Annotated in this window: 27 protein-coding genes; 3 read left to right on the top strand and 24 right to left on the bottom strand. The window is 54.3% G+C overall.

The window, feature by feature from the left end:
• Positions 1 to 64: 64 nt before the first annotated feature.
• Positions 65 to 688: an RBBP9/YdeN family alpha/beta hydrolase gene (locus BLS87_RS30100; protein WP_074758575.1), complete on the top strand. Its 624-nt coding sequence runs from the start codon at positions 65 to 67 to the stop codon at positions 686 to 688.
• Positions 681 to 1,430, top strand: a complete 750-nt coding sequence (locus tag BLS87_RS30105; RefSeq protein WP_074758577.1) for an alpha/beta fold hydrolase — start codon at positions 681 to 683, stop codon at positions 1,428 to 1,430. The genes BLS87_RS30100 and BLS87_RS30105 overlap by 8 nt, the downstream gene beginning before the upstream one ends.
• Here BLS87_RS30105 and tnpC read toward each other — a convergent pair.
• From tnpC to BLS87_RS30205, 19 genes are all read right to left on the bottom strand, one after another.
• On the bottom strand, positions 1,422 to 3,026 hold the full coding sequence (gene tnpC / locus BLS87_RS30110; RefSeq protein WP_074758579.1) for an IS66 family transposase: 1,605 nt from the start codon (positions 3,024 to 3,026) through the stop codon (positions 1,422 to 1,424). The two genes, BLS87_RS30105 and tnpC, sit on opposite strands and share 9 nt — an antisense overlap.
• A gap of 61 nt (positions 3,027 to 3,087) precedes the next feature.
• Positions 3,088 to 3,423, bottom strand: coding sequence for an IS66 family insertion sequence element accessory protein TnpB (gene tnpB, locus BLS87_RS34810; protein WP_074758581.1), 336 nt, complete (start codon positions 3,421 to 3,423; stop codon positions 3,088 to 3,090).
• Positions 3,420 to 3,752, bottom strand: a complete 333-nt coding sequence (gene tnpA, locus BLS87_RS30120) for an IS66-like element accessory protein TnpA (RefSeq protein ID WP_074758583.1) — start codon at positions 3,750 to 3,752, stop codon at positions 3,420 to 3,422. The genes tnpB and tnpA overlap by 4 nt, the downstream gene beginning before the upstream one ends.
• A gap of 405 nt (positions 3,753 to 4,157) precedes the next feature.
• A complete protein-coding gene (locus BLS87_RS30125) occupies positions 4,158 to 4,403 on the bottom strand; it encodes a hypothetical protein (RefSeq protein ID WP_074758585.1) in 246 nt (81 codons plus the stop codon).
• Between the two features lie 13 nt (positions 4,404 to 4,416).
• On the bottom strand, positions 4,417 to 4,644 hold the full coding sequence (locus BLS87_RS30130) for a hypothetical protein (RefSeq protein WP_074758587.1): 228 nt from the start codon (positions 4,642 to 4,644) through the stop codon (positions 4,417 to 4,419).
• Between the two features lie 14 nt (positions 4,645 to 4,658).
• The gene (locus tag BLS87_RS30135; RefSeq protein ID WP_074758589.1) at positions 4,659 to 4,907 is read right to left on the bottom strand and encodes a hypothetical protein; all 249 of its coding nucleotides are present in this window, start codon (positions 4,905 to 4,907) and stop codon (positions 4,659 to 4,661) included.
• A 91-nt stretch (positions 4,908 to 4,998) separates the two neighbouring features.
• Positions 4,999 to 5,325: a hypothetical protein gene (locus BLS87_RS30140; RefSeq protein ID WP_074758591.1), complete on the bottom strand. Its 327-nt coding sequence runs from the start codon at positions 5,323 to 5,325 to the stop codon at positions 4,999 to 5,001.
• Between the two features lie 15 nt (positions 5,326 to 5,340).
• On the bottom strand, positions 5,341 to 5,553 hold the full coding sequence (locus BLS87_RS30145) for a hypothetical protein (RefSeq protein WP_074758593.1): 213 nt from the start codon (positions 5,551 to 5,553) through the stop codon (positions 5,341 to 5,343).
• 103 nt (positions 5,554 to 5,656) lie between these two features.
• Positions 5,657 to 5,923, bottom strand: coding sequence for a hypothetical protein (locus BLS87_RS30150; protein ID WP_074758595.1), 267 nt, complete (start codon positions 5,921 to 5,923; stop codon positions 5,657 to 5,659).
• 11 nt (positions 5,924 to 5,934) lie between these two features.
• Positions 5,935 to 6,249 carry a hypothetical protein gene (locus BLS87_RS30155; protein WP_143024517.1) on the bottom strand — a complete coding sequence of 105 codons (315 nt, stop codon included), beginning with the start codon at positions 6,247 to 6,249 and terminating at the stop codon, positions 5,935 to 5,937.
• Positions 6,250 to 6,486: 237 nt separating this feature from the next.
• Positions 6,487 to 6,810 carry a hypothetical protein gene (locus BLS87_RS30165; RefSeq protein ID WP_074758600.1) on the bottom strand — a complete coding sequence of 108 codons (324 nt, stop codon included), beginning with the start codon at positions 6,808 to 6,810 and terminating at the stop codon, positions 6,487 to 6,489.
• Positions 6,811 to 6,863: 53 nt separating this feature from the next.
• Complete coding sequence (locus BLS87_RS30170) at positions 6,864 to 7,325, bottom strand: hypothetical protein (RefSeq protein ID WP_074758602.1); 462 nt, start codon at positions 7,323 to 7,325, stop codon at positions 6,864 to 6,866.
• A gap of 19 nt (positions 7,326 to 7,344) precedes the next feature.
• Positions 7,345 to 7,572 (bottom strand): hypothetical protein, encoded by a 228-nt coding sequence (locus tag BLS87_RS30175; protein WP_074758604.1) that lies wholly within the window; start codon positions 7,570 to 7,572, stop codon positions 7,345 to 7,347.
• Positions 7,573 to 7,583: 11 nt separating this feature from the next.
• Positions 7,584 to 7,970 carry a hypothetical protein gene (locus tag BLS87_RS30180; protein ID WP_074758694.1) on the bottom strand — a complete coding sequence of 129 codons (387 nt, stop codon included), beginning with the start codon at positions 7,968 to 7,970 and terminating at the stop codon, positions 7,584 to 7,586.
• A gap of 236 nt (positions 7,971 to 8,206) precedes the next feature.
• On the bottom strand, positions 8,207 to 8,395 hold the full coding sequence (locus BLS87_RS33955) for a hypothetical protein (RefSeq protein WP_143024518.1): 189 nt from the start codon (positions 8,393 to 8,395) through the stop codon (positions 8,207 to 8,209).
• A 117-nt stretch (positions 8,396 to 8,512) separates the two neighbouring features.
• Positions 8,513 to 8,695, bottom strand: coding sequence for a hypothetical protein (locus BLS87_RS30190; protein ID WP_074758608.1), 183 nt, complete (start codon positions 8,693 to 8,695; stop codon positions 8,513 to 8,515).
• Between the two features lie 69 nt (positions 8,696 to 8,764).
• Complete coding sequence (locus BLS87_RS30195; RefSeq protein WP_074758610.1) at positions 8,765 to 9,013, bottom strand: PapB/FocB family fimbrial expression transcriptional regulator; 249 nt, start codon at positions 9,011 to 9,013, stop codon at positions 8,765 to 8,767.
• Positions 9,013 to 9,675 (bottom strand): tyrosine-type recombinase/integrase, encoded by a 663-nt coding sequence (locus tag BLS87_RS30200; protein WP_074758612.1) that lies wholly within the window; start codon positions 9,673 to 9,675, stop codon positions 9,013 to 9,015. Before BLS87_RS30200 ends, BLS87_RS30195 begins: the two co-directional genes overlap by 1 nt.
• A 110-nt stretch (positions 9,676 to 9,785) precedes the next feature.
• On the bottom strand, positions 9,786 to 10,064 hold the full coding sequence (locus BLS87_RS30205; protein ID WP_074758614.1) for a hypothetical protein: 279 nt from the start codon (positions 10,062 to 10,064) through the stop codon (positions 9,786 to 9,788).
• 262 nt (positions 10,065 to 10,326) lie between these two features.
• Here BLS87_RS30205 and BLS87_RS30210 point away from each other — a divergent pair, with 262 nt between their 5' ends.
• On the top strand, positions 10,327 to 11,316 hold the full coding sequence (locus BLS87_RS30210; RefSeq protein WP_244165922.1) for an Abi family protein: 990 nt from the start codon (positions 10,327 to 10,329) through the stop codon (positions 11,314 to 11,316).
• 306 nt (positions 11,317 to 11,622) lie between these two features.
• On the opposite strand, the gene BLS87_RS30215 is transcribed toward BLS87_RS30210, so the two are convergent.
• From BLS87_RS30215 to BLS87_RS34325, 5 genes are all read right to left on the bottom strand, one after another.
• Positions 11,623 to 13,503: a phosphoadenosine phosphosulfate reductase domain-containing protein gene (locus tag BLS87_RS30215; protein ID WP_074758698.1), complete on the bottom strand. Its 1,881-nt coding sequence runs from the start codon at positions 13,501 to 13,503 to the stop codon at positions 11,623 to 11,625.
• A 299-nt stretch (positions 13,504 to 13,802) separates the two neighbouring features.
• Entirely contained in the window at positions 13,803 to 15,251 is a 1,449-nt protein-coding gene (locus BLS87_RS30220; RefSeq protein ID WP_074758616.1) for a hypothetical protein, read from the bottom strand.
• Between the two features lie 332 nt (positions 15,252 to 15,583).
• The gene (locus BLS87_RS30225; protein WP_074758618.1) at positions 15,584 to 16,072 is read right to left on the bottom strand and encodes a hypothetical protein; all 489 of its coding nucleotides are present in this window, start codon (positions 16,070 to 16,072) and stop codon (positions 15,584 to 15,586) included.
• A 132-nt stretch (positions 16,073 to 16,204) separates the two neighbouring features.
• Complete coding sequence (locus BLS87_RS30230; RefSeq protein WP_074758620.1) at positions 16,205 to 16,687, bottom strand: hypothetical protein; 483 nt, start codon at positions 16,685 to 16,687, stop codon at positions 16,205 to 16,207.
• 50 nt (positions 16,688 to 16,737) lie between these two features.
• A complete protein-coding gene (locus tag BLS87_RS34325; RefSeq protein ID WP_167362127.1) occupies positions 16,738 to 16,911 on the bottom strand; it encodes a hypothetical protein in 174 nt (57 codons plus the stop codon).
• Positions 16,912 to 16,941 lie beyond the last annotated feature (30 nt).

The raw sequence follows: 16,941 nt of genomic DNA on the forward strand, positions 1-16,941 counted from the left end.
TTGCCATCCAAGGTCGATGTGTCATTCGCTACATTCTGCGGACACCCCTTCTGAGAAACAAGAAATGACACCTTCGATATTGCTCCTCCCGGGCATTGGCAATTCCGGCCCAGGTCACTGGCAGACGATATGGGCACACACCGACGCTTCCATGGAGAGCATTGGGGGGCAAGACTGGAATCGACCAGTTTGCACAAAGTGGGTCGAGAATCTGGAGGCCGCTATTAGCCGAGCGGGGCCCGACATCGTGTTGGTAGCCCACAGCCTTGGCTGCCTGCAAGTCGCCCACTGGGCGCAATGTAGTCGCACATTGGTTAGGGCCGCTTTGCTGGTTGCCGTACCAGACCCCGACCGCTCCACTTTTCCGAACGAGGCGCTAGGATTTAGTCCACTTGGCCTGAAGCGTTTTGCATTTCCAAGTACCGTTGTCGCAAGCTGCAACGACCCATATGCAGATATGGATTATAGCCAGCGATGTGCAGAAGCCTGGGGCAGCCGCCTGGTGAACATCGGGCCCCAAGGGCACATTAATTCGGCCAGCGGACTTGGTGATTGGCTTCAGGGGAGAGCGTTGCTGGAAGATCTCGTCGCAATGTCTGTGAGACCCGTACCAGATGTTCGCTCAACCGTTCACGACGCTAAAGAAAAGAACTCACTTCATTGTTCGCAAGGAAAGCCAAATGAATAACGCATCCAACGCCCCTGTTGTATTCATCAACGGCCTTATCGGTACGTTGAATGATCCTGAGATTCATAGACAGCTCGGTGATCGACCCTTCCTTGCACCTGATCTTTACGGCTATGGAAACCATCAAGGTACGCCTGTAGGGAATATCAATATTCAGGGACAGGTCGAACGAATACGCGAGGTGGTCGAAGCCGAGTTCAATGAATGTGCAGTGAATCTTGTTGGGCATTCGGTCGGTGGAGTGGTGGCCTATGCATTTGCCCACCGCTACCCAGAGCGCGTGAAGAGCCTTGTCAGTGTTGAAGGTAACTTCACCCTGAAGGATGCCTTCTGGTCATCGTCCGTCGCGAACATGTCAGTAGAGCAAGCAGAAACCATGCTGGAGGGGTTCCGGGCCGATCCCGAGGCCTGGCTGGAGCGATCCGGAATACTGGAGCCCGCTGGCCAAACAGAAACCGCGAAGACCTGGCTTGCCCACCAACCTGCTTCAACCTTGCAAGCTATCGCCCAATCAGTAGTGGCGGTCACAGGGCGCCCTGACTATCAAACAATCTTAAGGAGCGTGTTCGCTTCGGTACCGGTGCATTTGTTGGCGGGTGAGCACTCAGTCGGAGGTTGGGATGTTCCTGACTGGGCAAATAAGGGAGCGACGAGTCTCACCATCATGCCAGACGTTGGACACCTAATGATGTTGCAACATCCCGCTGCGTTTGGTCGACTGGTTGCGGGCCTATTAGCCTGAGTGAGAGTTGATACACGCAAAAGCGTCTGCCGAAGGCACCATGCCTAAGCTAGGCCCCGTCCACTGATGCGGCAGCAGTTGTCCGATCTCGCTTGCTCGCTGCGTCGGCAGCCGCTTGAGAACATCCTTTAAATAGGCATACGGATCATGCCCATTCAGCCGCGCCGACTGGATCAAACTCATGATCGCTGCGGCCCGTTTGCCGCTGCGCAACGACCCTGCAAAGAGCCAGTTCTTGCGCCCAAGAGCCCACGGTCGGATCTGGTTCTCTGCCCAGTTGTTGTCAATGGGTACGGCTCCGTCATCGAGATAGCGCGACAGCGCTGCCCAGCGTTTGAGGCTGTAATCCAGGGCTCTGCTGATAGCCGAACCTTCAGGCACGAGATCACGCTGGGTGATCATCCAGGTATGCAGCACATCCATCACCGGTACGGCTTTTTCTTGCCGTATTCGGCGTCGTAAATCCGGCTCCAGATCGCGGGCGTCACGTTCGATTTCGTACAGTAACTGGATATAGCGCAGGGCCTGCTCGGCGAGCATGCTCTTGTTAGTGGCGTGCAGTTCGAAGAACTTACGCCGCGCATGGGCCATGCAGCCGATCTCGGTCACGCCGAGTTCGAAGCTGGCCTTGTAACCGCCAAAATCATCACAGACCAGCTTGCCCTTCCAGCCTTGCAGGAACTTGCGAGCATGCTCACCAGCGCGACTGGGACTGAAGTCATAAACGACAGCCGCTGTTTCACAGAACTGGCTGGTGGCGTAGGCCCACACATAAGAGCGGTGAGTTTTCTTCGAGCCTGGAGCGAGCATCTGCACCGGTGTTTCATCAGCATGGATGACTTGCTGCCCAAGTACCACGTCGCGCAGCGCGTCGACCAGCGGCTGTAACTGCACGCCCGTCACGCCAACCCATTGAGCCAACGTTGAACGTGGAATCGCCAAGCCGGCTCGACCGAAAATCGACTCTTGGCGGTAAAGCGGCAAGTGGTCGGCAAACTTGGCGATCATGACGTGGGCCAGCAGTCCGGCGGTCGGGATGCCCTTGTCGATGATCTGCGCCGGAACCGGCGCCTGGATCAGCGTTTCGCAGTCATCACAGACCCATTTTCCGCGCACATGGCGCTCGACAGTGAATATGCCCGGCGTGTAGTCCAGCTTCTCGCTGACGTCTTCACCGATGCGCTTGAGGGCGCAGCCACAGGGGCAGTGAGTGTTGTCCGGTTCGTGATGGATCAACGTGCGTGGAAACTCTGCTGGCAATGCAGTGCGCTTGGGCTTTTGCTTTTTCTCGGTCGGCGTCGGAGCTGTTTGCAACGCCTGAAGCTCTGCTTCAATTGCCGCGATATCGGTATCGATCAGGTCATCGAGCAAGCTGGCCTGCTGCGGATTCATCTGCTCGCTACGCTTGGCAAACTTCAATCGCTTGAGTTGGGCGATCTCGTGGGTCAGCTTCTCGATCACCGTTTGATCGCGGTTGATCTTCTTGCCCATGGTCTCGATTTGCTGGTCGAGCGTCTCGACACGCTGTATCAACTGCGCCGCCAAAGCGCGCAGTTGTTCAGGGGTAAGGTGGTCGGGATTGGGGAGCGAAGTCATGGTGCCGATTTTGCCAGACCAGACAATTCACGGCGATAGATCGATAGGCTAATGGCAGCTGTTAAAGCAGTGTGATTGCGCCGCCGGAGCCCGCGCGCTGCCATGGCAGGCCCAACACCAACGCCTGGAGTTGCTCGGTACCCAACTGCATTTCAGAACCCTGGCGAATGCCTGGCCAGTGGAACTTGCCTTGATTCAAACGGCGAGCCGCCAGCCAGATCCCGAAGCCGTCATGCACCAGAACTTTCATCCGAGTGGCCCGGCGGTTGGCGAACAGATAAGCACAGTGCGGCTTCGCCGCACCGAACACCGCGATCACCCTGGCTAACGCGGTTTCGGTGCCCGCTCGCATGTCCATCGGCTCAGTAGCGAGCCAGATGAAGTCGATGCGGATCATCGCAGCAGGTCTCGAAGAAAGGTCGCGCAGGCAGCAGCATTTTCGCTTGGCCAGTTCACTTTGACGGTGCCGCTCGGGTGCTGGATCTCAACGCAGATGTTCGAGGATGCCGCTTGCGAATTTGCTCCGGCCAACTGGATGGGTAACGGAATGAATGCAGGTTGCAGCGCCGTGCTTTTCTGCGCATGAACCCGAATCCATTTGTGGACGAGGTTTGCGTTGAGGCTATGGCTGAGGGCGACGCTGGCAATCGAGGCACGAGGCTGGGCGCACTCTTGGATGACCTGGACTTTGAAGGAGTTGGAGTAGGAACGGCGTTGTGGCTGCATGAAATACCCGCTTAAAAGGCTAGAACTGGTGTCCACTTAAATTAAGTGCACACCATGTCTTGGCTTTGCAGCGCTGGGTAGATGACTTGGCCGGACGGATACACACGACTGCCAAAGCGGCCGTATTCAAAACATTTTCCAGACTACACCCGCTGAAAGTTGAAGCGAAGAATCCAGACCAAAGGGAAAGCCTGGAAAGGAAAACCCCCGTAGATACGGGGGTTTGAGCCTTGTGTCAATCTATGTTCATGAGTGTCAAACTTTATTGTTTTGTGTCAATCTTTATTGTTCAAAACCACCATGTTCTTTCCTTCTCGATCCTAAAACGTAAAAGCGTCCCTTTCCTACGGGTCTAGCCCTACGTTTCACGGTTGGGCATGGCCGTTTCAACGGTTCTATATTGGGTCAGTCGAGGCCGCGCAGATCTCGCAAGCCGTAATCATCACGCAGGATGCGTAATTGCTCCTTATCCACCTCATCCATCCATGCACAATCTGCATCGGAGAGCCCAGCACGACGCAGCAGATCAGCCGCATCTCCACGGTCATAGATGTAGCGCGTCAGATCGGCAGCGGCGTATAGAAAACCTTGGTTGATACCAACTTGTCGCTCGGTAGGCTTGCGTCGACGGGGACGTGGATTTGCGATCACTGGCGTTTTCCTTCTAGGACATGCCGGGGGCTGAGTGCGCGTCGATGAATTCGGCAGTCAACTCGTCGCCGTGGTCGCCTTCACCACTCGCGTAATCAATGACACTGACCAGCACATCCGAAATGTCGTTGTGTCCGTACTCTTTCTCAAACGCATCAACCCAAGCCTGCTGCGCGGCAGTGGCCTTAGCGCTGGCCTTAGCGGCGGCTTTCGCCAGTCGCACCAATGATTTGCTTGCCATGTCGTTTTCCGCGATCAGTTCGACGGTTGAGCGAGGTTCCGAGTGATGGCCCGAGCAATCACGTTCACCGGCAGTTTGTTTTTGTTATCGCGGGTGTCCTCCAACCCGAGCATTGAACAACCGACAGCCGCCGCGTCTTCCTGAAGCTGCTGCTCATTCACAGAGCCAGCTTCATCGCGAACGATTCTGAAACCGTACTGACGGAGCTTGCGGATCGTTACGGCAATGTCTTCTGCCACTTCGTCTGAGCTACGAATATCCATGGCGATTCCTCTCGTTGGTTGAGGGTGCGGAACCCGCATCCTGGCACTGCCAAAGGCCCAATCAATGGCCGGTGGTGTGCAGCGTTTTCCGTTATTCCGGCGCGTCGGCCAAAGGTTTACGCTCCAGCAGTCGCCAAAACTTCGTCTGACCGTTGACGATTCCGTCTGAGGTCAAAAAGCGTTCGCTTTTGATGGCGTTTTCTTTCCAGACTGGCATAGTCCACTCATCGACCAGCGCATAGGTCACTGGCCGCGCCATCCAGTTTTCAGACACAAAGCCACAGCACGCAAGCTGCTCGGCTACGACACTGCGATACGTCACGGTGTCCTGGATAACGGTCGGTAGATAGCACGCCAATGCGAGCACTGGCAGAACATAAAAAAACAGGCGGCGATCAAACTTAAATTTATGGTTCATGACTCTTTTCCCGGATCATTTCTTGTAGAGGCGAACCCACTCGATAATCTCATCAAGCTGACGGTTATCCAGGTGAGCGCAGTTCGCGTAGATCGCAGCTGCGACTAGGCCCTGATGCCCTTCTGTTGTTGAGCCGATGCCCGCTTTCCCGCGCATTCCCGGTTGGCCGTCATCGGTCAGCACTCGCTCATCGGCACCCGTTACAAACTGATTAGCTTGGATTTGCATGCTCTGATTACCCTGCTCGATCCGGGCGCGGGAATCGCGCCTCTTTGTACGTCCTCGGCCCCGGTTTCTTAGGCCGAGGCTTGGGGTGCAGCTGAGCGTTTTCCTACACGTCCTGAATGAGATTGCGCAGGCGCTCCAGCACAGCGCGAGCGAACTCCGGCGCGGCTGCTTTTGCGTCCTCGATGCTGGCAAATCCGCTGCCGATATGGCCCAAGTACTCCAGCTCGAAAGCCCCTGCATCATCGGTGATGGCCATCATTTCCTGACCCGCAAAACGAGCTACCTGCATTACCTCCGGATTATCTCCCCACCAGACCTGTTGCGACCGATTCAGCGGGAACACGTCCCCCTCTCTCACTTTGATTTGCATGCTGCTTTCCGTTAGCTGATGGCAAACTCAGGTAAAATAATTTTTTCTACATATTCGGCAGCTGTACAAAAATCAGAACAACCCGGCTCGTCCAGGATAATGAACGTATCTTCAACATTGCCCTTGAAATGAGTCACACGGTAAGGGCCTGAACTCATTGCTACGACACGCAATTTGACATGAGTCTCAGACTTACTGATGTCGATCAAATCAGAAGCACCAGAAATATCTTGATCTTTATCAAGTAGCGAGATTTCAAAGCCATGAGCTTTGCATTCACTGATGATCTGCCTGGTCAACCCACAATTGATCTGTAACGGCTTCATGCTCATTTCTTTTTCCTATTGTGCTGGACCTGGGCGCTCGGCCTGGTCCGAAAGCAGGTTTGCCCGGTCCAACCAGAATTGTGCCTTTTGAAAGCAACGCTCTGCTTTCACGGTACGGCCCGCCTCACGCGCCTGGTTGCCGTCTGCAAGCCATAGGCTTGCACGGGTTTCGGCTTCAAGAGCGCGCTGGTCTAGCGGCTTCACAGGCGCTTTGGTGGGCATCGTCGATTTCCTTGATTACTTGGCGGACGCCTGAAACCAGTGTCCGGTGTCAGCGCGCTGGTTGTCGCGAGCGAGCAACAAGAACCGTGCTTTGCATTGCACGGAACCATCGCCAAGCTCCACCGCATATCCTTCCAACATTTCGACGACATTCATTTCTTGGCGTCGCGCCGAGCTTTCAGCAGTACCGCGAAGCTGATCAAAGCATCTGTCGCGTGCTGTTGCGGGGGTCACTGGCACCTCTGCAAGCACCGTCGTGGCAAGCGCTGTCGAGCAGGCCAACCCCGAGCCAACAGCGATGACCAAGAGCAATGCAGCTGAGTTCTTCATGAGGTTCATCGGGATTTCCTACCTGTTTTGCGTATCGTATTCGACTGATGAGCGCCTGCCACTTAATTACCTGGCGGAGGGCTGTCCGAATCGCAACGATCAAAGCCTGCTAAAAGAACGCCGAAGATCCAGCCCAAAACGACAGCGGCAATAAGACCGCCGAAGACTGGTGGGCCGCTCACAGGCTCCAACCCCTGCACTTTCAAAAGGGCCATGGCATTCCGCGCCGCGACCATAAGCACTACCAGTTGAATCACTCCGAAAGCTACATGCTTCAACCGGTTAAAGCGGTAACTCAGCACGCCGAATACATACAGGCCCGCCACGCCTCCTGCTGCAATCAGGACGCCGACCGGAATTTTGATGGCAAGACCCATCGCTGGAAAGTCCTCATACAGCCAACGATTAGCAAGGCAGCTCACAATTGAAAATGTCAGAAGTGCGAGCAGCAATCTTGAGCTATTTCGACCATTTACCAAAGCGCTGCAATAGGTTGGGATACCCATGTACCAAGGATCTTTCATGTTTCTTATCCTTCAACAATTAGGACATGCCGGGCGCGGAATGCGCGTCGATGAATTCGGCTGTCAACTCGTCGCCGTGGTCGCCTTCACCACTCGCGTAATCAATGACACTGACCAGCACATCCGATATGTCGTTGTGACCGTACTCTGCCTCGAATGCTTCTACCCAAGCCTTCTGCGCGGAATTGGCCTTGGCGCTCGCCTTAGCGGCAGCTTTAGCCAGTCGCACCAATGATTTGCTTGCCATGTCGATTTCCTCTAACTTTCGACGGCTTGCAATGCAGGCACGTCTACCCACGATGCCCGGAACATCCAGAGCCTGAAATCTTCAACGGTCTGCCCGCTTTTGGCGTGCAACCCCGCAAGCAATCCTGAGAGGCGCTGCTCATGGATCTCATTTTCTTCATCGTCGACCACTTCATAGTCGGAGTAACCATCATCTGGGTCGAACACCTTGTAGATGTGCGATTTGTATAGCCAGTGAAGGTAGTCGTGATCACGCCACCCTTTCGGGAACCGCGTGGCTAGCTCGCTCCAGTCAGTGAGGGTGTAATGATCTGGAGCGTTGCAGTCAGCGTTTGATGTGAATACCCAGTACAACCTTCCAAGAGACGGATGAACAGCACTGACAAAAACTTCGCTCATGACCGTTTTCCTATCACAACTCGTGTTCACGCTCTCGCTGAGCGCTCCGCGTTTTTTCATACCAGACTGCCGTACACACCACGCCTGCAATCCCACACGCAAGAACGGCGACTTTCGCAGCAGTCCAGTAACCATTCGTTAGGTCCTGGTCTACCGGAAAAACGATGAAGCCTCCTACACATGCAGTGATGCAAAAGGAGTACGTGACTGTGATTAATTTCAACTTGTTTTCCTTGCTATTCAGGCCGCTTGGCGGGCCTGCATGTTGTTGGGTCGACGTAATCCGCCGAGCCAAGCTGATCCAACCGGTGAACATGCCGGTAAAACAACGCATCCTCAACCGCCTGACGACGCTGCACGGCGTCTCCTAGACGCTTGTAAGCGCGGGCATGATCGAGTGCGGTTTTCAGTTTCTGCAACGTCATGGCATTGTTTCCCCTGCTCGATCCTCGGCGCTGGAATCGCGCCTCTCTACTGGCTCGGCCCAGCTTTTTAGGGCTGGGCTTGTGGTGTACCTGGGCGGCAGATCCGCCGCGATTTCCTCACTTCTTCGACTTTGGCAGGCGCTTGGCAACTTCTTCGGCAGTCAACTCTTCCAAGGGCACAAGGCATGTCGCGCCACGGCAAACCATAATCATGCGAACACCATCCGAAAAAACACCCTTATAGTCGCTGTGCGTGTTGCGATAGATAAGGTCAAGCTGTGCCTTGGTAGCGGTGGTCATGATCATTCCTCAGTGAATCGATTCAATGAGGGTATTTTACGGTATAGCGTATAATCTGCATAGTATTATTTACGGTATACCGTAAAATTTTAACAGGTTAACGACTCTTCCGTTTTCGTCCTGGATGGCCTTGAAACGCAGGGAGAATTGCCCTCGATTGGCCCCTGTTTGCTCGCATGCTTCCCTTGGCGTTAAACCGTTTACGAGGTGCTGCCGTAGAGCTTCACGAACCTTCGGCCCTCGAATGTCAGTGCCAGCCAGCAGCAAATCAAATTGCTCCGCTGGGACGTTACCCGGCACCAAGTCATAAACACCCATCAAATGATTCTCCGAACTATGTCACCTAAACGAGCTGGATCGCTCGCACAGAGCTTCTTGACCGCTTCCAAGCTCTCGATGCCCAGTATCTCGCTGATGTGCCGCAAGTCGATGCCCCGACGCTTGAGCTTGACCGCAAGCGTCCGACGCCCGGACTGCGCGCTGGCCCCCTCGATCCCAGCAAGACCGAACAACCGTGTATACAGTCGGCTGAGTTGGTTTGCGCTGTAGTACGTTTTACCGTCGCGTCGCTGAGCGCTGATCTTCAACCCTTCGCCAGTTCGACCGGACACGAACAACGGCGAATCAGGATCAAGCCCACGAAACGCCATCACCCTGGTTGAAACGCCATGACCGCGTGTAAGGCGTTCTGCAAGGTGCGCGTCTATGGCATTGGTCAACTTCTTGCTGGTCCAGCACAACGGCCTAGAACGATGGTTATAGGCAATCTCCGGTCGTACCTGGGAGTCGATCAGCACAGCACCTGACTCTGTGAGGTAGTCGCTCACGCGCAAGCGGCAAATCTCCGTCACAGTCATGCCGGTGCCGAAGCAGGTAAGCAGCAGCGCTGCGTCACGACTGCCATTTTCCGGGCTGCTCACTTTGGCGACTCTCACAGCGTGCTCAAGCTGCTCATCTTCGATAACAATCGCCTTGGGCATATCTCACTCTAAATGCTTATTTACCATCAATCCTGACATAGTACGGCAACAAAAAGGCCGGAGATAGCCCCGGCCTGTTGGTGTTTCTCATGTTCACGGAAAATCCGATGTCAGTGCAGAGCCTCCGGGGACTCCTTGCGGATCGCTGCCAGTGCTCTGGCAACGGTCGGCTCCATCTGCCGAAGCACCTGGGCAGCGTCGCGGCCCAGACCGCTGTTGAACAAGGCGAGCTTGATCATCGCGTTCGCTTCCGCAGCCAGATCTGCGGCCTCACAGCGATCCTCATCACTCAGGGCGACTGTGCCTAAGCTCTGGAGCCGGTGTAAAGCGGCCTTGGCCTGTTCGATGATCGCTTTTTCCAGCATGGTCATGTTGGTTGTAACACTCATTTTGATACTCCTGAAATGGGCCGTTAGGATCGCATTAGACCAACTGCGAACACTGTCGGAGTCGCCTACATACGCGGTAGGAAACCGCCCTATTTGAACGACAATGATGAGTCTTGAGCGGATCACGAAAAATTATTCGGAAACCTATTGACGTTTAGGGGCGTTTACGAAAAAATTAACCCAATCGCGCCCGATCCTCTGGTGCTGGCTAAGTCCGGCATTACGTTCGGGCCTTCTCGTTTCTGGGACATGGAAAGTGCCGGTGCTGACCCCTCCAAAACCATTTCGTACCTATTCTGACCTGGTTAGTATCTTGGCAGCCCGCGGATTGCAGATCGACGATGCCCAGCGTGCGGAGCGAAAGCTGGCTCAGCTAGGATATTACCGGCTTAGCGGCTACTGGTACCCTGCCCGTCAGTTTCAGCTCGATGACCAGCATCAGCGTCAGCTTTGTCATATCACGAAGAAACCTTTACGACTTGATGCCTTCGCAGCAGGTACCAAGTTCGATGAGGTGGTCGCTCTTTATCGGTTCGACAAAGACCTTCGAATGCTCATGCTGGACGCGATTGAACGCTTAGAGGTTAATCTGAAAACAGTGATCGCTCATGAGGTTGGTTATCATGATCCGATGGCCTATACGAACGCGAGCTTCATTCTCCAGAAATGGACTCGCCCGTACGTTGACAGTCGTGGAAAGCAGCGTAACAAGTGGGTTGAATGGAGCCAAAAGCAACAATCCCACATCGCACGCAGTCAGGAAGACTGCATTCAGTGGCATTTCCGGGCAGGCAAATCGATTCCGATCTGGGTGGCGGTTGAAGCTTGGGACTTCGGTGATCTCTCGGAATTTTTCGAGCTGCTCACAGGTAAGTATCAGAACCTAATTCTGAACCGCTTAGGCCTTTCGGACGCCAAGGTTTTCAGTCGATGGGTGCAGCAGATCAGCTACCTTCGCAATCGGTCCGCTCATCACACCAGGGTATGGAACCAGGTGTCTCCGAACGCTCTGTCGGTCCCACACACTGAGCCATACTTTCAAAAGCTTCAACTGAATAACGATGCGCTTAAGCGTCTCTACGGTTTGATTTCTGTTATCTGGTACCTGCTAAGTAGAATTGCGCCAGGGTCATCCTGGATTGAGGACGTTGCAGCCCTCATCGACCGTAAACCTAACATGCCTGGTTGCACCTATGTGGCCATGGGCTTCCCGAGTGAGGCTGGGTTCCCCCGGGCATCATTCGGGCTTTAGCTCCTCCTTGATGGAGGAATGAAAATCCGCCAAGGACTTGAACCTAGACCTGCATGTTCCAAAGCCAAACTGTTCACGGAAACTGCCGTGCCTGCATGTTATAGATCGAATGTAGCTGCTCACTCACTTTGATCGACATGATTGAGCCGCCTAATCTGAACTCCAAACAAGTAAAAACGTCCAGCATTGCCGAGGGTTGATGTCGCGGTGTCTGAAAGGCACCACAGCAAAGCTGTATGCGTTTACGAGCGACATACCGTGCCCGACGGGCCAAAAAAAACCACCCCGAGGGGTGGTTCACATCATTCAACTAAACAGATCCAAAGTGCTGCCTGGAGTTTCAGCTTTTGGGGCCTCAGCTTTCAGCGACTCCAGAATCGCATCATGCTCAGTGTTGCTGATCGACAGGTGACGAATGTACGAACGCAGATCGGTACAGCCCAGATCTCGTTGCATGCGCTGCCAGAACTGAGCCCGGCGTGCCATCTCGTCGTAGTCAGCACCCTTGCCCTTTGCCAACTTGACCATTCCCTTGTTCAAGTAGAACTTGGCGCTGTCAGTTGGAGCGAGGCTTTTAGCCATCTCGTAAAACGCTTCATCAAACTCGTCCACGAAACAAACGGCGTCTGCCGAGTCGATATCCATCTCGTCGGCTTCTTCGAAGTAAACGATGTTGCGCTCCTTGCCTTCAAAACGGTCACGGATCGTTCGCATCGCCGGCCGCTCAGGGTAGCGGTGCTTGTTGGTGGCTTCGAGGTATTCGTCTTGCAGCCCCTGTTCCAGCGCAGGGCTTTGCCAGTCATCAAGCTTGAACCATCTCTGCTCGGGAATGATGCTTTTCTCAACAGCAGCAACATCCTCGATCAGATAGCGCTTACCAAGCACACGAATCTCATACCACTCCGTCAGCGCCGGGAAGGCGTGATCGAACCCGTAACTCAGTGACCAGGCAAAATCTATGGCCAGAAGGTTCTTCGGCGTGATGAATTGGAAGGTGATCCCACGAAGTGTCTCGTTGGATTCCGTCTTTTCCAGTTCGCCGAGGAACATTCGCGCATCGTGCTCCTCCGCTCGCTCCTCTTCCAGCACATCCAGGGTCAGCAGGTACCGCAACAGCTCACGGCGCATCTCTGCGTTGTAAGCCGTCCCTGTGACGTTGACGTATCCGGCTTCAGAGTAGGTTCTCCCGATCCAATCACGACGCCCCATGTCCCAGCGGGTGTTGATGAGGTGATTCCTGAAGCGGTTGATGCCAGTCATATGTCCGTGTTTCTCGGGTGCCGAGGCAATCAGAGCTTCCATGGATTTGTCCCGCTCACCGGTGACCGTGCACCAGGCACAGCCGAAGCGAGACCCGCATGCCGCCTTGTTACCACCGTCGCCGGTGATGATCGCGCAAGTCCCTTCATTCGCCTCTTTGTAAAGCTCAAGACACCAGTCGAAGTTGTCGACGTATGTCCTGTACGGGCCATTGCGCTTCGCGTCGCAGGCCATTAGCAGCTGCCAGACCTCCTCCATCTCCCAGTCAGCGATAATTGAGCAGTTGTAGGAACCGTGCTCATTGAGCGCCAACCGCCCTGACTCATCTTCGCCTCGCACACGCATATTGCTTGCGCGGATTGCCGACTCCGAGAGGCGGGTGCCCACGAACGTCACCATCTCACCAGGGTTCTGAAGCGTTGCGAGCAGCTGCTTGAGGGCTTTCTGCTGCGGACGCAGCTTCCAGTCCACAGAGCAGCTTCGTGATGCGCCGGCGAACACTGGGAGCTTTCCCCGGCCAATGGTGGCGTAGGCAAACGATGACGTCATCGAAGGCTGAACCTTGATCACAGTAATGGGCAGGTTGTGCCGGGCACAGTACATCTCCAGTTCCGAGATCATTGCGTCGGCGTATGTGGCCATGGCCGGATTCTCAGTTCCCGAATCTGCCGTGGACACGTATGCCGGCGGCACATATATCCCAGCCTCAACGCGACGCCGTATAGCTTCCAACATCAGAATCAATACGGTTGTCGAATCTTTTCCGAAGCTCGTGGCCGCACAGCAGGTGTAACCCTGGTCTATCAGCTCGCCAATTCGCTCGATGCAAGCTTCCGCCCGCTCAACGATCTTGGCGAATCGACCAGCACGGGTCGTTGTTGGAACTGGATGAAGCTCTCTTGCGGGTATGATTTGTACAGCTTGCATGGTGGAGCTCCTGAGGTAGTTGGCGTAGTGCAGAGAGATGTCCAACATCCGTCAGGAAGAACGTGGGTACAGCGACTTCCTTGTTAGCGCGGTACCAGAAAGAAAAAACCCCGGCCGAAGAGATGGCCAGGGTGGGTGATGCGCTACAGAACGCTATTCACATCCCACGCGCACTCGTAGGAACTGCGAGGGGTGATGGCAAACCAGAAAAGTCGCTTGGGCCCCAGAGCGCCGTGGTTCGCCCTTGACATGGCTTGCACGCTGCGTGTCGGCAACAATTCCAGAGCGAGACTGGATGGCTAGGTGAACTCCTCAGCGAGTAGCAGGGGGATAGAATTTTTAAGCTTGACGTTAAGTGCTTCCCAGCCGTTGAATTCACCGTCCGTGGGTAGACCTTCATGCCTAAGCCCATTCCAGCAAGTTCGCAGCTGAGCCTCTGCCTCGATAACAGTTGGATCGGAGAGAATTTTGGTGCAGGCCTGTTCCAATCCTGGAACAGCAATGTACGCTGGCCATGCGTATTGCTCTAGGGTCTCCATGTCTGGTTCGATCGTGCGAAAAAGGTCACCCCGTTCAGGCAATTCAGGCAGCGAATCTAAAAACAAATATCGCATGGCGGGTACGTCGAACAGAGCCGTTATATAGTTGTGAAGAAACCCTGGTCGATCGCCAACAGCAAATCGGGTGAACGCTCGAATAAGCGAAACCTCGTACCCGTCCTGTTTGGGGAATCTGGCTGCTTTGGCTGCCTTCTCATACTCCCCTGCTTCCAGCAGCATCAGAGGATAAATGTACCTGACCCCTAGATTGTCAGATGGGTTGAGGCGCAGTTGCTTCCGTGCATCTCTTAAGCAATACCTCATCCATTGTGCATCGTGGTAGATGGACATTCGTAGCCAAAGCAGCCTGTGGTAGAAGCGATTCGTGTGGAATCCCCACTCGATCTTTCCACGGTAGCCCTTCGGAATTAGGTTTTCGGTGCGCGTTATATACCCGTAGACGATTCTAAGAGCTTCATTCAGGTCGCCTTCATCGTAGTATATCTGTGCCAGGCAAAGCCCAGCTTCAAGGAAGCCAGGCTGGTGAGCAAGCGCGTCTTCGATCCACCGTTTGGCGTTTGAGACTTGCTCGGGCGTGTCGCTGTCTTGGTAAACCTCATCCAAAGAGTCAACAAGCTCATCGCACGCTTCAGACCAGATGAATCGCCCGTGTTTCTCGTTGTCAATTTCGAACTTGTACAGCGGTACTGTGGTGTTCATAGGCGTACGGCTGTTCACTTCCATCCATGACTTACCCCCGCAAAAGGCTGAGCAAACGGTGTCCATCAATTTTTCAAGGGGTAGACCGCTTGCCTTGGCGAGCTTTGTCCCGAATTCTTGAAAAGCCAGAACCTGGTCTTCGGACAGGGCTTTGTCAGGGCGGGATCTGATGAGGAGCACCAACGATTGACTGAGCCGGGTTAAGCTCTCAAGGGAAACGGAATCGGGGGGCGAGGAAGAAATGCCAATCAGGTGAGCGTTCAAGCTGTGCCAAGTGGCAAAGCCAAGCGCCTCAGCCATATGGTTTAACGCAGTTGAATGGGTGGCACCCGAAGCGCGGGCCAAAACCTTCGCCCCAAATTTTATTCGGTCAAAGAGATGCCTGACTACACCAAAAGGATTCTCACGCAGCCAATAATCAATCGAGTCGATTTCTAGCTGGTCAGCCAACAAAACGAACGAATCGTATCCGTTGATAGAACTGGACATGAAGCTCTCCACGTCGGCGGAAATAAAAGATCAGCCCGCTAGATCTACGCCTGTAGAGAGAAATCATTAGGAAGTAGACGAAGTGCAGAGTCGCTATGGCTGTTTTTCCGGTGCGGGCGGAAGGTGCGCGACAAGAACCTAAGCGAATACTAATCCTCCCGCCAATGTGCCTCAAGTCAAAAATCAAATCCCCGCCCTTTCTCCCCGCTCACTCCAGCATCAATCACCTTGGATGCTCGACCAGCAACCCATGGGCCACTCATAGACGGCGGGCAAAAAAAAACCCCTTATCTGGAAGGGGGCTGAACACTGTTGACGCTATGAGTGATGGCTTATTCAGGCTTGCGAAGACGCAGCGCACACGCCAGTTTGTATCGCAGAGCGTATGACGATCTCGGCATGACCCACGTCATGAACATCAGGCAGGTCAATGCCAGGGCCACATAGAGTTGTGCCAGAGCCGCTGCACCAGGTGCGATCGCCTCGGCCAGCGTGCCCTCGCGAATGATCGGGTCTTTGCAGGACAGCACCGCCGGCCGGGTGAGTTTGCTTGGGACGGAATCAGCGCACTGCTTCCACTGATAGGTTCCAGCGGTTGAGCCTGGCTGGAGGAACGAAACAGATTCATGGCTCGAAACGAGAATGCTCGATATGACCTTTGCAGCCGAAAAATCATTGGCGACGAGCAGTACGCTGAGCACGAGTCCGGCGGGAAGTGCGAACGCCCAAATCCAGAGCCGAGTCAGAACCAATGATACGGCTGAATACAATTGCCAGATGTTGCTGCTTAGGTTTAAAGCCTTGGCACTGATAACATTCATGATTGCCTCACTTATCGCGAGCAGGAATTGCCCAACGCATATGCTACCAGATACATCACGCGTACCTATACGTTTGTAGCCAATTTCTAGATACTTGAGTCTCTCGTGCGGTTGGTCAAGTTTCCCTTCATGCTACAAAATCTGATTCGTTTCGACGACAAAGGACCCAAGCGCCGGGAGAAAATAGACCACTACACCGAGCAGTAGGAACCGTTTGTTGCTCTGGTGAGCCAGTCCTACCATCAACATGGTGACTCCGACCAAACCACCTGCCATTCCCACAATTGAGATGAACCACCAGGCCCATTTGGGGTTTAGCGTCGAAAGCCAAAAAGCGATACCAACCCCCAGAAGCAGCAGCGAGTAGGCAATAGTTTGCTCAAGGATAAATCCGGCGAGTCCGTCATGATTTCTCACGCAAACGATGCGATCGCCATCAATTCGGTACTCATCCAGCGTAAGCGGGTGGGATAGCCTAGCGAAACTCAGGCCCCCCTGTTGAAGCCCCTCCAGCCGGGACAGGCCTTCAGCTTTAGTAGCGAAAAGCTCGTCTTGTTCAGCGAATCTGAACAATCGCCAGCGGCCGTATTTACATAGTGCGTGTGCAGTTTTCATAGAGCTCTCGGTCTATTCGGGTATGGAATGGGTTCTGTTGTTCAGCAGCGCTACCACTGCACTACAAACAACTCATGAACTGATGCGTAAACGACGTTGTGCACCCTGCCGGCTTTGTCGCTGAAGCTGATCCTGCCAGTCCGCTTGATGTCGTCAAACGCTTCGTCCGGATCTGCGCTGGCGCATTTCTGCTTCAACCATTTTCGAAACTGAGCTTCGTCCATCGGCGCTTCCCGCTTAATGGTCTTTTTTTT

The organism is Pseudomonas abietaniphila (assembly GCF_900100795.1).
GTDB lineage: Bacteria > Pseudomonadota > Gammaproteobacteria > Pseudomonadales > Pseudomonadaceae > Aquipseudomonas > Aquipseudomonas abietaniphila.

Excerpts from the sequence above, each read along its gene's own strand:
- BLS87_RS30180 (WP_074758694.1), bottom strand. The coding sequence starts at position 7,970 with ATGAGCGAAGTTTTTGTCAGTGCTGTTCATCCGTCTCTTGGAAGGTTG.
- BLS87_RS30225 (WP_074758618.1), bottom strand. The coding sequence starts at position 16,072 with ATGAATGTTATCAGTGCCAAGGCTTTAAACCTAAGCAGCAACATCTGG.
- BLS87_RS30140 (WP_074758591.1), bottom strand. The coding sequence starts at position 5,325 with ATGAACCATAAATTTAAGTTTGATCGCCGCCTGTTTTTTTATGTTCTG.
- BLS87_RS30155 (WP_143024517.1), bottom strand. The coding sequence starts at position 6,249 with ATGAAGCCGTTACAGATCAATTGTGGGTTGACCAGGCAGATCATCAGT.
- BLS87_RS30135 (WP_074758589.1), bottom strand. The coding sequence starts at position 4,907 with ATGGATATTCGTAGCTCAGACGAAGTGGCAGAAGACATTGCCGTAACG.
- BLS87_RS30190 (WP_074758608.1), bottom strand. The coding sequence starts at position 8,695 with ATGACCACCGCTACCAAGGCACAGCTTGACCTTATCTATCGCAACACG.
- BLS87_RS30100 (WP_074758575.1), top strand. The coding sequence starts at position 65 with ATGACACCTTCGATATTGCTCCTCCCGGGCATTGGCAATTCCGGCCCA.
- BLS87_RS30105 (WP_074758577.1), top strand. The coding sequence starts at position 681 with ATGAATAACGCATCCAACGCCCCTGTTGTATTCATCAACGGCCTTATC.
- BLS87_RS30205 (WP_074758614.1), bottom strand. The coding sequence starts at position 10,064 with ATGAGTGTTACAACCAACATGACCATGCTGGAAAAAGCGATCATCGAA.
- tnpC (WP_074758579.1), bottom strand. The coding sequence starts at position 3,026 with ATGACTTCGCTCCCCAATCCCGACCACCTTACCCCTGAACAACTGCGC.
- BLS87_RS30165 (WP_074758600.1), bottom strand. The coding sequence starts at position 6,810 with ATGAACCTCATGAAGAACTCAGCTGCATTGCTCTTGGTCATCGCTGTT.
- tnpB (WP_074758581.1), bottom strand. The coding sequence starts at position 3,423 with ATGATCCGCATCGACTTCATCTGGCTCGCTACTGAGCCGATGGACATG.
- BLS87_RS30200 (WP_074758612.1), bottom strand. The coding sequence starts at position 9,675 with ATGCCCAAGGCGATTGTTATCGAAGATGAGCAGCTTGAGCACGCTGTG.
- BLS87_RS30195 (WP_074758610.1), bottom strand. The coding sequence starts at position 9,013 with ATGGGTGTTTATGACTTGGTGCCGGGTAACGTCCCAGCGGAGCAATTT.
- BLS87_RS33955 (WP_143024518.1), bottom strand. The coding sequence starts at position 8,395 with ATGACGTTGCAGAAACTGAAAACCGCACTCGATCATGCCCGCGCTTAC.
- BLS87_RS30230 (WP_074758620.1), bottom strand. The coding sequence starts at position 16,687 with ATGAAAACTGCACACGCACTATGTAAATACGGCCGCTGGCGATTGTTC.
- BLS87_RS30170 (WP_074758602.1), bottom strand. The coding sequence starts at position 7,325 with ATGAAAGATCCTTGGTACATGGGTATCCCAACCTATTGCAGCGCTTTG.
- BLS87_RS30150 (WP_074758595.1), bottom strand. The coding sequence starts at position 5,923 with ATGCAAATCAAAGTGAGAGAGGGGGACGTGTTCCCGCTGAATCGGTCG.
- BLS87_RS30145 (WP_074758593.1), bottom strand. The coding sequence starts at position 5,553 with ATGCAAATCCAAGCTAATCAGTTTGTAACGGGTGCCGATGAGCGAGTG.
- BLS87_RS30175 (WP_074758604.1), bottom strand. The coding sequence starts at position 7,572 with ATGGCAAGCAAATCATTGGTGCGACTGGCTAAAGCTGCCGCTAAGGCG.
- tnpA (WP_074758583.1), bottom strand. The coding sequence starts at position 3,752 with ATGCAGCCACAACGCCGTTCCTACTCCAACTCCTTCAAAGTCCAGGTC.
- BLS87_RS34325 (WP_167362127.1), bottom strand. The coding sequence starts at position 16,911 with ATGGACGAAGCTCAGTTTCGAAAATGGTTGAAGCAGAAATGCGCCAGC.
- BLS87_RS30130 (WP_074758587.1), bottom strand. The coding sequence starts at position 4,644 with ATGGCAAGCAAATCATTGGTGCGACTGGCGAAAGCCGCCGCTAAGGCC.
- BLS87_RS30220 (WP_074758616.1), bottom strand. The coding sequence starts at position 15,251 with ATGTCCAGTTCTATCAACGGATACGATTCGTTCGTTTTGTTGGCTGAC.
- BLS87_RS30215 (WP_074758698.1), bottom strand. The coding sequence starts at position 13,503 with ATGCAAGCTGTACAAATCATACCCGCAAGAGAGCTTCATCCAGTTCCA.